The sequence below is a fragment of the uncultured Sphingomonas sp. genome (assembly GCF_936927845.1).
Classification (GTDB): Bacteria; Pseudomonadota; Alphaproteobacteria; order Sphingomonadales; family Sphingomonadaceae; genus Sphingomonas.
In genome coordinates, this window is the sequence record NZ_CAKZHV010000069.1 from 152,799 (window position 1) to 166,496 (window position 13,698).

14 protein-coding genes are annotated in these 13,698 nt (G+C 68.6%); 9 read left to right on the plus strand and 5 right to left on the minus strand.

The genetic code is table 11. The features are described 5' to 3' along the window. Window positions 1-2: 2 nt before the first annotated feature. The 5 genes from Q0579_RS17620 to Q0579_RS17640 all read left to right on the plus strand — a co-directional run bounded on the left by Q0579_RS17620 (window position 3) and on the right by Q0579_RS17640 (window position 4,117). Complete coding sequence (locus Q0579_RS17620) at window positions 3-1,133, plus strand: peptidoglycan DD-metalloendopeptidase family protein (protein WP_298815000.1); 1,131 nt, start codon at window positions 3-5, stop codon at window positions 1,131-1,133. Window positions 1,134-1,248: 115 nt separating this feature from the next. After that, on the plus strand, window positions 1,249-2,634 hold the full coding sequence (locus Q0579_RS17625; RefSeq protein ID WP_298815003.1) for a S41 family peptidase: 1,386 nt from the start codon (window positions 1,249-1,251) through the stop codon (window positions 2,632-2,634). Next, window positions 2,631-3,125 (plus strand): disulfide bond formation protein B, encoded by a 495-nt coding sequence (locus tag Q0579_RS17630; RefSeq protein ID WP_298815006.1) that lies wholly within the window; start codon window positions 2,631-2,633, stop codon window positions 3,123-3,125. The genes Q0579_RS17625 and Q0579_RS17630 overlap by 4 nt, the downstream gene beginning before the upstream one ends. Further along, on the plus strand, window positions 3,122-3,655 hold the full coding sequence (locus Q0579_RS17635) for a demethoxyubiquinone hydroxylase family protein (protein ID WP_298815009.1): 534 nt from the start codon (window positions 3,122-3,124) through the stop codon (window positions 3,653-3,655). Before Q0579_RS17630 ends, Q0579_RS17635 begins: the two co-directional genes overlap by 4 nt. Before the next feature lie 9 nt (window positions 3,656-3,664). Continuing rightward, window positions 3,665-4,117, plus strand: a complete 453-nt coding sequence (locus Q0579_RS17640; RefSeq protein WP_298815012.1) for a hypothetical protein — start codon at window positions 3,665-3,667, stop codon at window positions 4,115-4,117. 25 nt (window positions 4,118-4,142) lie between these two features. Here Q0579_RS17640 and Q0579_RS17645 read toward each other — a convergent pair whose 3' ends face one another. Next, a complete protein-coding gene (locus tag Q0579_RS17645; RefSeq protein ID WP_298815015.1) occupies window positions 4,143-4,775 on the minus strand; it encodes a DedA family protein in 633 nt (210 codons plus the stop codon). 79 nt (window positions 4,776-4,854) lie between these two features. Here Q0579_RS17645 and Q0579_RS17650 point away from each other — a divergent pair, with 79 nt between their 5' ends. Next, window positions 4,855-5,649, plus strand: a complete 795-nt coding sequence (locus tag Q0579_RS17650) for an aldo/keto reductase (RefSeq protein WP_298815018.1) — start codon at window positions 4,855-4,857, stop codon at window positions 5,647-5,649. A 96-nt stretch (window positions 5,650-5,745) separates the two neighbouring features. Here Q0579_RS17650 and Q0579_RS17655 read toward each other — a convergent pair whose 3' ends face one another. Beyond that, the gene (locus Q0579_RS17655; RefSeq protein WP_298815020.1) at window positions 5,746-7,149 is read right to left on the minus strand and encodes a UdgX family uracil-DNA binding protein; all 1,404 of its coding nucleotides are present in this window, start codon (window positions 7,147-7,149) and stop codon (window positions 5,746-5,748) included. A 93-nt stretch (window positions 7,150-7,242) separates the two neighbouring features. Between Q0579_RS17655 and Q0579_RS17660 the strand changes: the two genes are divergently transcribed. Beyond that, a complete protein-coding gene (locus tag Q0579_RS17660) occupies window positions 7,243-8,322 on the plus strand; it encodes a DUF5694 domain-containing protein (RefSeq protein ID WP_298815023.1) in 1,080 nt (359 codons plus the stop codon). A 3-nt stretch (window positions 8,323-8,325) separates the two neighbouring features. On the opposite strand, the gene Q0579_RS17665 is transcribed toward Q0579_RS17660, so the two are convergent. After that, a complete protein-coding gene (locus Q0579_RS17665; protein WP_298815026.1) occupies window positions 8,326-9,573 on the minus strand; it encodes a putative DNA modification/repair radical SAM protein in 1,248 nt (415 codons plus the stop codon). Between the two features lie 87 nt (window positions 9,574-9,660). On the opposite strand from Q0579_RS17665, the gene Q0579_RS17670 reads away from it, so the two are divergent. Then, on the plus strand, window positions 9,661-10,926 hold the full coding sequence (locus Q0579_RS17670; RefSeq protein ID WP_298815028.1) for a hypothetical protein: 1,266 nt from the start codon (window positions 9,661-9,663) through the stop codon (window positions 10,924-10,926). Here Q0579_RS17670 and Q0579_RS17675 read toward each other — a convergent pair. After that, entirely contained in the window at window positions 10,868-12,979 is a 2,112-nt protein-coding gene (locus Q0579_RS17675; protein WP_298815031.1) for a chromosome segregation protein SMC, read from the minus strand. The two genes, Q0579_RS17670 and Q0579_RS17675, sit on opposite strands and share 59 nt — an antisense overlap. Between Q0579_RS17675 and gntA the strand changes: the two genes are divergently transcribed. After that, window positions 12,950-13,489 (plus strand): guanitoxin biosynthesis heme-dependent pre-guanitoxin N-hydroxylase GntA, encoded by a 540-nt coding sequence (gntA, locus tag Q0579_RS17680; RefSeq protein WP_298815033.1) that lies wholly within the window; start codon window positions 12,950-12,952, stop codon window positions 13,487-13,489. The genes Q0579_RS17675 and gntA overlap by 30 nt on opposite strands. On the opposite strand, the gene Q0579_RS17685 is transcribed toward gntA, so the two are convergent. Further along, window positions 13,408-13,698: hypothetical protein (locus tag Q0579_RS17685; protein ID WP_298815036.1), on the minus strand; the 291-nt coding region annotated here is incomplete at its 5' end. The genes gntA and Q0579_RS17685 overlap by 82 nt on opposite strands.

The following is a 13,698-nucleotide window of genomic DNA, read 5'->3' on the forward strand; positions in this document are numbered from 1 at the left end:
GCGTGCGCCGTTTCGCCTCCGCGGTCGCGGCCGTGGTCCTGAGCGGGGCGCTGCTCGGTGTCGTCGCACAGGCGACCGCCGCGCCCGAACGGGTCACCACGGCGGCGCTTCGCACCGCGCAGGCGACCCGCGCTGCGGCGCAGCGCCGCGCCGCGCAAGCGGATCGTGCCGCCGCGGCGACGGGCAATACGATCCGCCGCGCGCGGCTGAACGAGGCGGCGCTGGAAGCGCGGGTCGAGGTTGCCGAGGCCGAGATCGCGATCGCCGGGCTGCGCGCTGCCACCACCGACAGAGAGCTCGCCAAACAGCGGCAGCAACTCGCCGCGCAGCAGGCGCCGATTGCACGGTTGCTGACCGGCTTGACCGCGCTCGCGCGTTGTCCCGCGGCGGTGGCGATCGTTCAGCCGGGCAGCCTCGACGACCTTGTCCACGTCCGCGCGGTGTTCGGCGCCTCGTTGCCGCTGGTGCGTGCACGGACCGCAGCGATCCGCGGCGAACTGGCGCAGACGCGCGCGCTTCACGCCAGCGCGGCGGCGGCGCAGGCCGAGCTCGGCTCGGGGCGCGCACAATTGCTCGGCGCACGCCGTGCGCTCGCGAGCCTGCGCGGCGAGCCGCTCGACGCGGGTACCGCGTCGGATCGCGCGCTGGCGCTGGGGGAGCGCGCGCGCGACATCGTCGACCGGCTGCGCGGCGTCGGCGATGCGCAGGGCACGCTTGCCAGCCTGCTCGCGCTACCCGGTCCCCCGATCGCGGCCGTTGCCGCGGAGATCGCCTCCCCTTATCGCCTGCCGGTTCGTGGGCGGCTCGTCACAGGCTTCGGCGAATTGTCCGACAACGGCGTGCGCGCCCGCGGCCTGACTTTCGCGGTGGCGCCGGCCGCGCGCGTCGTCGCGCCTGCTGCAGGACGGATCGTCTTCGCGCAGCCGTTCCGTGGCTTCGGCACCGTCGTCATCATCGATCACGGGCAGGGCTGGGTCACGCTGCTGACCGGGCTCGGTCGGCTATCGGTCGCGCGCGAGCAGCGGGTCGCGGCAGGCGCGCTGATCGGCGCAGCAGGCGCGGGCGAGCCGCCGCAGGTCACCGTCGAACTGCGCCGCCGCGGCCGCCCGATTGACCTTTCGATGCTGATCTGACGCAGCGACGTGCGTCCGCCCGCTCAGCCGCGGTTCAGCCCCGTGCTGCTTTGATACGGCTCGGTTTTCCGCTACACGACGAGCCCATCGCCCTCGAGGATCAAGCGCCCACCGCATGAAGTCGAAATTGCTCCAGGCCACTGCCCTCGTCGCCACGGTTGCGCTCGTGCCCGTCGCCACTGGCGCGATGGCCGCCGCCGACACCAGCACCTACCGCGAACTCGACAAGTTCCTCGACGTCTACAACCGCGTAAAGGCCGATTACGTCGACAAGGTAACGGACGAGCAGTTGGTGAAGGGCGCCATCGACGGGATGCTCGCCGCGCTCGACCCGCATTCCAGCTACGTCGACGCGTCCGACTTCGACAATCTGCGCATCATGACCGAAGGCAATTACGGCGGCCTGGGGCTTACCGTCTCGATGGAGGACGGTGCGGTCAAGGTCGTCGCCCCGCAGGAAGATACGCCCGCGGGCCGCGCGGGCATCAAGTCGGGCGATTACATCACCCACATCAACGGCAAGCTGATCTACGGCGGCACGCTCGACGAGGCGACCTCGCAGATGCGTGGGAAGCCCGGATCGAAGGTCATGCTGACGCTGATCCGTCCGGGTCGCGACAAGCCGATCGACGTGACCTTGGTGCGCGAGGTGATCGTCCAGCGCCCGGTCAAATGGGAGGTGAAGGGCAACGTCGGCTACATCAACATAAATACCTTCTCCGAGAACACCGGCGCCGACACGCGTGCCGCGATCATGGCGATCGACAAGGCGCTCGGTCACAAGCCGCTTGGCTATGTCGTCGACCTGCGCGAGAACGGCGGCGGTCTACTGACGCAGGCGATTGCGGTCAGCGACGCGTTCCTCGACCACGGCGAGATCGTCTCGCAGCGCGGCCGCGACAAGGCGGATATCGAGCGCTATTTCGCGAAACCCGGCGACGACGCCACCGGGCTGCCGATCGTTGTGCTGACCGACTCGGGTACTGCTTCCGCCAGCGAGATCGTCGCGGGCGCGCTGCAGGATCACCACCGCGCGCTGATCATGGGCGAGAAGACGTTTGGCAAGGGATCGGTGCAGACGCTGCTGCCGCTCGGGCCCCGCACCGCGCTGCGCCTCACCACCGCACGCTATTTCACGCCCTCGGGGCGGAGCGTGCAGGAAGGCGGGATCGAGCCCGACATCCGCGTGCCGCAGCTGTCCGATCCCGATTACAAGACCCGCCCCGTCTTCCGCGAGGCCGATCTGCGCCGGCATCTGATCAACGAGATCAAGTCGCCCGACAATGCGGTGCTGGAGGAGGATACCAAGGACGATCCGCGTTTCACCGCGACGCCGGCGAGCCTCGAAAAGCAGGGGATCAAGGATTTCCAGCTCTGGTACGCGCTGAAGACGGTCGCGCGGCTGGGAGGTGCGACGCAGGTGGCGGCCGTCACCAGTGCAATGGCGAAGCCCACGGTCGACGCAACGCCGACGCGCGCGCCCGGAACGCCGCGTAAGTGACGCCGGTCCTGAACGCCTCGCAACGCCGCGCCCGCGCGCTCGCTTTTCTCGTGCCCGCCGCGCTGCTGGCAGGGGCGTGGGCGTTCCAGCTGATCGGCCATCTTTATCCGTGCGAAATGTGCCATTGGCAGCGCTGGCCGCATTACGGTGCGCTCGTGCTTGCCGCGCTGTCGTTCGTCGCGGGTGGCGCGCGCACCAAGGCGACCTTGGTCGCGGGTGCCGCCGCGCTGATCGCGGTATCGGGGCTGATCGGCGTCTTCCACGCCGGCGTCGAATATCACTGGTGGCAGGGTATCACCGCCTGCACCATGACGATCAGCGGCGCTGGCCGTTCGACCGACGCGATGTTGAAGGATCTGCTCGCCGCCCCCATCGTACGGTGTGACGCTGCACAGTGGACGCTGTTCGGCGTCTCGCTGGCGGGATGGAACGCCGCGGCGTCGCTCATCGGAGCGACGGTGATCGGATGGCTGCTGAGGAGGCGTGCATGACGTGGAAACCAGGGGACCGCCCGGCCAAGACCGACTCGATGATCCGCGTCGATCAGGCGGGCGAGTTCGGCGCCACGCGCATCTACGCCGGCCAGCTCGCCGTCATGGGGCACCGCACCGCGATCGCGCGCGAGATCGCGGGCATGGCGCTGCAGGAGGAGAAGCATCGCGCCTTCTTCGACCGCATGATCGCCGAACGCGGCGTGCGCCCGACCTTGCTCGCGCCATTCTGGGACGCGGCGGGCTTTGCGCTCGGCGCGGTCACCGCCGCGATCGGACCCAACGCCGCGATGGCCTGCACTGCCGTGGTCGAAACCGAGATCGACAAGCATTACGAGGATCAGCTGACCGAACTCGGCGACAGCGATCCCGAGCTGTCCGATGCGATCCGCGAGTTCCAGGCCGAGGAGCTCGAACACCGCGACACCGCGCTCGCGCACGGTGCAGAGCAGGCGTTCGGTTACCCGATCATGTCCGCCGCGATCCGGCTCGGCTGCCGCGTCGCGATCGCCGCGGCCAAGCGTATCTGAGGAAGGCACATGCGTTCGTTGATTGGTCTGCTCGCGGTGGCGCTGCCCACAATGGCCTCGGGGCAGGGGCTCGGTCCGCCGTCGCCATCACAGCCGCGCGTTGCCAAGGTAATTGCGGCGGAGGGCGTGTCGAAGAGCGCGCCCGTCAACGGCGTGCTCGTCCTCTACGGTAACGAGCGCTGCCCGACGAACAGCAACAACGAGGAAGTCGTCGTCTGCGTCCGCCGCCCCGCCGCGGAGCAGTTCCGCATTCCAAAGGAACTCCGCAATTTCGAGGTCACACCCGAGAATGCGAGCTGGGCGGTCAAGGAACAGGCCAACCGCACCGTCGGCAACACGGGCGTCGGCACCTGCTCAGCGGTTGGCGCGGCGGGTGCCACCGGGTGCAACGTGCAGGACCTGTCGGCGTGGAAGCGCGAACGGCAGGCGGCGAAGAAGGCGGAAACGCCAGATCTGCCCTGACGTAGCTGGGCGCGCGCGCGTCCGCTCAGCCGTGTTTCCTGAGCCCGCGGACGCGGTGCCAGATGTAGAAAGCGATCGCCGCGACCAGCACTACGCCGATCACCGCGTCGGCGCGGTGAAAGAACGCCTTTAACCGCGGATCGCTGTTCCACTGGTCGCCCAGCTTCATGCCGATCCAGGCGAGCAGCAGGCAGAACGGCCACGACCCGATAAACGTGTAGATGTGAAACGGGATCAGCTTCATCCGCGCGACGCCCGCAGGAAAAGCGATGAAGGTGCGGATCACCGGTAGCATCCGCCCGATCAGGATCGCGAACGGCCCCCATTTGTTGAAGAAGCGATCGGATAGGTCCAACTCGCCCGGTCCGATCAGCACGTAGCGCCCGAACTTCTCGGCCAGCGGTCGCCCGCCACGCCGGCCGATCTCATACGCCACGATCGACCCCAGATTGCACCCGATCGCGCCCGCGGTCGCGGCGGCGAACAGCTCGAACCGTCCGGTCGACACCAGGTAACCCGCGAACGGCATGATGATCTCGGACGGCAGCGGAATGCACGCGCTCTCGATCGCCATCAGCAGCACGATCCCCCAATATCCCATGCCGGAGATGACGGCGATGGCGAATGCCGCGAGCGTTGCCAGGATCTTCTCGACCATATGCGCGCGCTTGCGCGAAACCGCGGGCCTTGGGAAGTCGCTTTCGGAACCGCGGCCGACAGCAACGGTTCGTCACGCCATGACTGATCTTACCCTGAACGACGGCCGCACCATCCCGCAACTCGGCCTCGGCACCTACCAGGTTCCCGACGCGCAGGTCGCGACCATCGTCCGCGCGGGGCTCGACGCCGGCTTCCGCCTGATTGACACGGCCGCGATCTACCATAACGAGCGCGGCGTGGGGGAGGGCCTCGGCCACGACGACGCGTTCATCACCACTAAACTGTGGAACGACCGTCACACCGACGCTGCCGCCGCGCTCGACGAGAGCCTGGCATTGCTCGGGCGCGACGCGGTCGACCTCTATCTGATCCACTGGCCGCACCCGTCGGCGGACGATTACGTCGACGCGTGGCGTGCGCTGGTGGACCTGCGCGAGGCGGGCAAGGCGCGCTCGATCGGCGTGTCGAACTTCATGCCCGAGCATCTGAACCGCATTATCGAGGCGACCGGCGTCACCCCCGCGGTCAACCAGATCGAGCTCCATCCGACATTCCAGCAGCGCGACTGCGTCGCCTTCAACGCCGATCAAGGCATCGTAACGCAGAGCTGGAGTCCGCTTGGGCAGGGCGAGACGCTGAAGGACCAGCGCATCACGGCGATCGCTGACCGGCTGGGCGCGACCCCCGCGCAGGTCATCATCGCCTGGCACCTGGCGAAAGGCTATTCGGTCATCCCAAAGACCGGCAACGTCGACCGGCTCGCCAGCAATTTCGCCGCAAATGGAGTGACGCTGTCGAGCGACGACGTGTCCGCGATCGACGCGATGGACGACGCGAACGGGCGCATGGGACCAGACCCGGCTACGTTCTGAGCTCCGGCAATGTCGCGGCAGCTTCACCCACGCTCGTCATCCCGGCCTTTAGCCGGAGCCCGGTTCTTACCCGAAAGCCAAGAGGCAGGCACGCCGCTACCCAACCAGCGCGTGCGCCGCCTTCAGGTCCTCGACGAACTTCGCATATTCCGCCGCCTTCGCCGCCTCGTCGGGTAGTCGCAGCAGGTAGCTCGGATGCACCGTGATCCACGCGGTGCCGCCGCTCTCGCCCGGCAGCGTCAGCGCGCGCCCGCGCTCGCGCCCGATCATCATCGCCTTGCCGAACAGGCTGCGCGCCGCGGTCGCGCCCAGCGCCACCGTGACCTTGGGGCGCAGCAGCATCTGCTCCTGCTCAATCCACCAGCGGCACGCGGTGATCTCGCCCGCGTCCGGCTTGGCGTGAATGCGCCGCTTGCCGCGCGGCTCGAACTTGAAATGCTTGACCGCATTGGTGACATAAGTTTCTTCGCGCGTGATCCCGGCCTCCGCCAGCGCGCGATTGAACACCTGGCCGGCCGGACCCACGAACGGATGTCCGGCTAGATCCTCCTGATCGCCCGGCTGCTCGCCAACGAACATCATCGACGCAGCCACCGGTCCTTCGCCGAACACCGTCTGCGTTGCGTTCTTGTACAGGTGGCAGCGCGTGCAGCTCATCGCCTCCTCGCGCAACGCCTCCCACGCCGCTTGCGCGTTGCCGCCGACGCCCGTGCGTGCCTGCTCGATCATTCCGCTCTCCCGTGCCTGCGCGGTCGCCAGCAACTCGGGCACCAGCGCGGTTTCCGGCATGTTCTTCCAGTATTTGCGCGGCATCTCCTTCAACATTGCGCCGACCTTGACGCGCGCGGGGTTGAAGATGCTGGCGTAATAGGTCTTCCACACGTCCTCGATCGGGTCGCCGTCGGGCGCGTCGCCGCGCTCGGCACCCGGTCCTTCCGACAGGGCCGCACCGTCCCAGTGGAGCGACACCTCGGGCGTCAGGATCGACCAGCGCATGCTGGCGAAGCGGTTGACGAAGAAGGCGGCGTTGGCGCGAACGATATGGTGGTCGGGCTCCCACCACGCGACGAAGCGCGACGCGCCGTCCTCCTCCACCTCGCGAAACCGCAGAAACGCGCGCATCTTGTGAATGTCGCGGCGCACGTGCTTGGCGAGCCCGTCCAGTCGCCGCACCAACGGGTCGGCTTGGTCCTCGACCAGTTTCGGCTCGCGGCGCAGGCGATAGAGCGCGGTGTAGAGCAATGCGAACCGCTCGGGATCGTGGTGCAGCGCCGCCGATTGCGCGAGGTCGAGGAACGCGCGCGACACCTTTAGCGGCGGCGTGATCGGATCGGGTCGGGGTATCGGAGCATCGTTTCCGGTCGCCGCGAACAGGTCGCCCGGCCTGTCTCCCACCTGCCACACTATTTCGTCAGGCGACACGCCGTCGCTTGCAAGACCTCGCGCCGCATCGCGCCAAGCGTCGAAATCATCAGGCAGCGGTAGGGTAACGACACGCATCAGCAGGACAACCGGCGAACGACTATTCGGGTTGCGCTGGACACGTGGATCAATGCGTGTATCAAAGAAGTAACACACCATGGGAGCATGAAGATGCGGTGGCGCATGGCGGCGGTAATGGCGATGGCGGCGACAATCTCGATCGCTGCGCACGCGAAGGATTATCACGGCGATTTCACGCCTGGGCAGTTGAAGGGTCCACGCACCGGGGCGCCCAACCAGGTCATGGTACTCGGCTCGCCACACCTGTCGAACATGTCGTCCGCCTTCCGTGCCGCCGACCTCTCGTCATTGCTCGACCGGCTCGCCGTCTGGGCACCACAGCGAATCGCGATCGAGGCATTGTCGGGCCAGCAGTGCGACTACCTCCGCCGCTATGACGCACGCTACGCTGAGGTGGTGAAGACCTATTGCTCCGATCCCGCGTCCGCCAGCGCGGCTACGGGCCTTGACGTGCCGGCGGCTACCGCGGAGGCTTTACAGCTGCTGCGCACGTGGCCGGCGCGCCCGACCGCGGCGGATCGCCGCCACCTTGCCGCAGTATTCCTCGCGGGTGGCGAACCCGCATCGGCATTGGTGCAATGGTTGCGGCTACCCGCGGCCGAGCGACGTGCGGGCGACGGGCTTGATACGACGCTGGCCGCACGGCTCGACACGCTGCGCAATCGCAACGACGAGAGCCTGCTTATCGCCGCAGCGCTCGCCGCACGTTTGGGACAGGAGCGCGTGTTTCCAATGGATGATCATACCGCTGATCTCGCGATGATGGACGATGACGCATTCGGCGCGGCGGTGGGAAAAGCCTGGGACAATGACGCAACGAAGCAGCGAACGGCGGCCAGCAAGGCGCTTGAGGCGCAGCTCGGCAGTCCCGCGGGCGTGCTCAAGCTGTATCGCGCATACGATGCGCGCGGCCAGTCGCGGCTGGTCTTTGACAGTGATTTTGGAGCCGCGCTGGAGGAGGCATCCCTGCAGCATTTTGGACGCGTTTATGTCGGATGGTGGAAAACGCGCAACCTGCGCATGGCAGCCAACATTCGGGAGATGCTGGCGGAGCAGCCCGGCATGCGCGCGCTCGTCATCGTCGGCGCATCGCACAAAGGCTATCTGGAGGCGTATCTCGATCAGATGCACGACGTCCGGCTGGTCAGCACCGACGCGGTGTTGCGCTAACGTTTAGGCCGCGAACAGCTCCAGCTGCTGCTTCTTGGGCGCGACCAGCGGCTTCAACTCCGCTCGGTCGGTCAGCGACACGGGGCACCAGTCGTCGGTGACAATAAACGGCCTAATCTTGACGATCGACACGGTCAGCCGCGCGACGTCATCCAGCCGCAACCGCCGCCAGCGCCGTGACGCCAAAATGTTCTTGACCGCCTTCACCCCCAACCCCGGCACGCGCAGCAGCGCCTCGCGTGGTGCGCGGTTCACGTCGACGGGAAAATGCTCGCGAAACTTCAATGCCCAGGCGAGTTTGGGATCAATGTCGAGCGGCAGCATGCCGGTGCCCGTATCGGTGGCGGCGACCACCTCGTGCGGCTTGAATTCGTAGAAGCGCATCAGCCAATCGGACTGATACAATCGGTGCTCGCGCATCAGCGGCGGACGCTGGAGCGGCAGCACCGTGCTCGCGTCGGGGATCGGGCTGAACGCGGAGTAATAGACGCGGCGCAGATTAAAGCGATCATAGAGCTGCGATGCTTTGCCGACGATATCGCCATCGGTCGCCGCGTCCGCGCCGACAATCATCTGCGTCGACTGCCCCGCGGGCGCGAAGCGCGGCGCCGACTTGTATTTGGCCTTGGCGTCGGTTAGGTCCGCAATCGACGCCTTGACCTCGCGCATCGCGCCCTCGATCCGCGCCTCGTCCTTCTCGGGCGCGAGCCGCTTCAGCCCCGACGAGGTCGGCAGCTCGACGTTGATCGACACGCGATCGGCGTAGAGCCCTGCCTGATGCACCAGCTCAGGGTCGGCGTCAGGGATCGTCTTGAGATGAATGTAGCCGCGGAAATGATGATCCTCACGAAGCGAGCGCGCGACCTCGACGATCTGCTCCATCGTGTAATCGGGCGAGGAGATGATCCCCGACGACAGAAACAGCCCCTCGATGTAATTGCGACGATAGAAGGAGAGGGTGAGATTCACCACCTCTTGCGCGGTGAAGCGCGCGCGCCGCACGTTCGAGCTCTTGCGGTTGATGCAATAATGGCAATCAAAGATGCAGCTGTTGGTCAGCAGGATCTTGAGCAGCGAGATACAGCGACCATCGGGCGCGTAAGCGTGGCAGATGCCCATCCCCTCGGTCGAACCGAGCCCCTTGCCATCGCGGCTGTCGCGCTTGGCGGTGCCCGACGAGGCGCATGACGCGTCGTATTTCGCCGCGTCGGCGAGGATCGCCAGCTTCTGTTTGATATCGAGCTGCGCCATGCGTTCGATATATGTTCGCAGGTCCGAAATGTCGAGGTGCGCACGTTCGCTTGCCGCCCCGCACATGCTCGGCCAAGACATTGCGCCATGCGCGACACGATCGATCGTTGGACCGGACGGCTGGGCGATGAGGCGCCCTATTGGGCGCTCGCCTTCACCTGCCTCGCCGGGCTCGCGTTCAAGCTTCACTGCGGCGCATACTGGATCGGGGCGGAGCAGTACACGACCGGCTGCTACAGCGACGCGGTGCCGTTCTGGGGCCTGCGTGGGGTTGCGGCGGGGCAGGTGCCCTATTGGGAGGCGCGGATGGAATATCCCGTCCTGACCGGCGCGCTGATCTGGGTCGAGGGGCTGGTCGCGCGCGTGCTCGGGCTCGGCCGCCCCGACGCGGCCGATTTCCTGACTGCGGTGTGGCTCGGCAATACCGCTTTCGCCTACCTGATCCTGCGGATGATGCGCCGCGCCGGGGTGGGGAGGGTGCGTCAATACGCCTGGGCGCTCGCGCCGCCCTTGGTGCTTTATCTCGCGCACAATTGGGACCTGCTCGCCGCGGCATTCGCAGTCGCGGCCGTGCTCGCGGCGAACCGCGCGAACGACGTGCGCGCGACCGCGCTCGCGGCGCTGGGCGGCGCGGCCAAGCTGTTCCCGCTGCTGCTGCTGCCGCTGCTTGGGCTGGGCGCGCTGTTCCGGCGCGGTCGCGCGGCGGGCGCGAACGTCACCCGCGCGGCGCTGCTCGTCGCGGTCGCGCTCGCCGCCTGGGGCGTGGTCAACCTGCCCGTCGCCGCCACCGCCTTCACCAACTGGAGCGAGTTCTACGCCTTTTCGAGCCAGCGCAGCGGCACCGCGGCGAGCGTGTGGGAGCTCGCGAACACCTTAGGCTGGTACCCGACCGACATTCCGGCGCGGAACCGCCTCGCGCTGATCGCCTTCGCGCTCGGGGCGACCGCGATCGTGCTCGCGGGCTGGCGACGCCACGGCCGCCATCCATGGGTCCTGTTCACCCCCGTGCTCGCGTGGTTCCTGCTCACCAACAAGGTGTGGTCGCCGCAGTTCGACCTGTGGCTGTGGCCGCTGCTGGTGCTGACGGCAACGCGTGCGCGTCCGCTCGCTTTGTTCTTGCTCGGCGACCTGTTCGCCTATTTCGCCGAATTCTGGCTGTTCGCGGGTCTGGAGGGCGCGTGGCCGTCGGCGACGCAGGTCGACGTCGCCACCGCCGCCGCCGTCCGCGGCATTGCGATACTATGGATCATCTGGGCGGCGGTGCGCGATCCCGCACCCGCCTGGATCGGCCACGTCACTCCGCCGCGATCAGCCGCTCCGCGTGTCCCAGATCGACCGATACCAGCCGGCTGACGCCGCGCTCGATCATCGTCACCCCGAACAGGCGATGCATCCGGCTCATCGTCACCGCATTGTGGGTGACGACCAGATAACGCGTCCGCGTCTCGCGGGTCATGCGGTCGAGCAACGCGCAGAAGCGGTCGATGTTGGCGTCGTCGAGCGGCGCGTCGACCTCGTCCAGCACGCAGATCGGCGCCGGATTGGTCAGGAACAGCCCGAAGATCAGCGCCACCGCGGTTAGTGCCTGCTCGCCCCCTGAAAGCAAGGCTAGCGATTGCAGCCGCTTGCCCGGCGGCTGCGCCATGATCTCCAGCCCGGCTTCGAGCGGATCGTCCGAGTCGACCAGCTCCAAATGAGCCTGACCCCCCACACCATCCCCGCCATCGAACAGCGTCGTGAACAGCCGCCGAAAATGCCCGTCGACCGCCTCGAACGCGGCGAGCAGCCGCTGCCGTCCCTCGCGGTTGAGCGTGCCGATCGACCCGCGCAGCCGGTTCACCGCCTGGCCCAGCTCGGCGCGCTCGGCCGCGTTGCCGGCGCCCGCCGCTTCCAGTTCGGCCAGCTCCTGCGCGGCGACGAGGTTGACCGGCCCCATCCGCTCGCGCTCGCGCGTCAACCGCTCGAACGCGGTGGCCTCGCTGTCAGGCGTGCCGACATCGGCGGGGGTGAAGCCGAGCCGTTCCGACAGCACCGGTGCCGGACACTCGAACCGCTCGCCTGCGTGGCGGCCGAGCTCGACGCGGCGCGCCTCGTGATGGTCGGCGCGTGCGGTTGCCCCGGCGCGGGCCTCGCGCGCGGTTGACAGCGTTTCACCCGAACGCCGTACCTCGACCTCCGCGTTGCGCAAGGCGCGCTCGCCCGCCCGCTCCGTCTCGACCACCCGCTCGACCGTCTCGCGCGCGGCGGCGTGCGTCGCCTCCGCGTTCGCGACCATCGCGGTGAGCTCGGGCAATCGCGGCGCGGTTGCCGCCAGCTCGCGCGCGATCTCGGCCTCGCGCTTCGCCATGTCGCCGATCCGCCGCGCGGCGTCCCCCGCGCGTGCGCGCCAGCTCTTGGCATCGCCCTGTGCGCCCGCCAGCCGCTCGCGCAGCACCGCCGCCTGCCGCTCGCCCGCCTGCCGCGCCGCACGCGCGACGTCGACCGCCTGCCGCCGCGCCGCGTCCTCGTGCCGAAGCTCAGCGATCGCGCGCATGGTCGCGGTAGTGTCAGGCAGCGCGGCAACCTTGGCCTCGCTTTGTGCCACGTCACCCGCCGCCTCGTCGTGCTCGCGCTCGGCACGGCTCGCGCGCTCGGTCGCGTCGCTGCGCTGCCCTGCAATCCGCTCCAGCATCGTCTCCGCGCGCGCTTGCCGGCCTTGCGCCTCGCGCAATCCCGCCTCCGCCCGCGCAATCGCCGCGCGTGCCTCGCTCGCCTGGCGCAGCGCCGCCGCGATCGCCTCGGTCACATGGCGCAGCGTCGCCGTCGCCTCGTCCGCCGCCGCGCGCGCGTCGGGCAGCGCGGCGTGGATCGTCGCCAGCCGGTTCTGCCGCTCCAGCCGCTCCGCCGCAGCGACGCCGCCGCTCGTCGTGACCAGCCCGTCCCACCGCCGCATCGCGCCGCCGCGCGTCACCACCCGCTGCCCGACCGCGAGCGCGCGTCCATCGTCGGCGTCCACCACGAACACCTGCGCCAGCCGCCGCGCCAGCGCCTCGGGCGCGGAGACGTGCGCTGTCAGCGGCTCGGCGCCCGTCAGTGGGGCGGGATCGTCCGCGCGCATCGCCGCGCCCTGCCAGTATGCCGCGCCACCCCCATCGAGCCCAACGTCCAGATCGTCGCCCAGCGCCGCTGCCAGCGCGCGCTCGTAACCGGGTGCTACGCGCACGTGATCGATCAACCGGTCGCGTCCGCCGCCGCGCTGCAACGCACGCGTCAGCGTCGCCGCTTCCGCCTCCAGCGCGGCGCGCTCGGCGTGCGCGGCGGCGCGCGCCTGCTCGGCCGGGTCGCGGCGCTCGGTCGCCGCGCGCTCCGCCGCCTCGGCGACGAGCTCGTCGTCCGGATGGATCTGCGGCGCGGGGAGCGCGACCAATTCTCGTTCGACTTGCGACTGCCGGACATACCGCGCGAGTTCGGCTCGTTCATCGCCGTCTTCCGTCGCCCGCGGGTGGGCGACGAGCGGGAGTTCGAGAACCTCCTGTGGGGCATGCTGCAGCGATTGCACGATCGTGACGACGCGCCGTGGGCCGAGCGCGTGTCGCCCGACACGACGTCACCGCACTTCAGTTTCAGCCTCGGCGGCGTGCCGTTCTTCCTCGTCGGGCTGCATCCGCAGGCCTCGCGCATCGCGCGCCGTGCTCCGCTGACGACGGTCGTGTTCAACCTGCACGATCAGTTCGAGCAGCTGCGAGCTGACGGCGGCTTCGACCGGATGCGCGACGCGATCCGCCGCCGCGATGCTGCGTTGCAGGGTTCGATCAATCCGGTCGTCACCGATCATGGACGCTCGTCGGAGGCGCGTCAGTACTCTGGGCGGCACGTGGAGGACGACTGGCGTGCCCCGTTCACCGCGCGCCCTTCGAAGGAGAATTCTGATGACTGACCCGCGACGCCCGCGATCCCCCCACCCGCCGACGCCGCGGCCGCCGGCGCCCGCAGCGCGACCATCGTCACCTTGACGTCGGACTGCTCGGCGTTGAGCTGCTTGCGGAACGCCTCGAGGTCGGTGACGTCGAGGTCCAGGGTGAGGACGCTCGCGCCGCTGTCGCGCAGCCGCCCGGCGAGCTCGTCGAGCCGGTCGCGGCGGCGGGC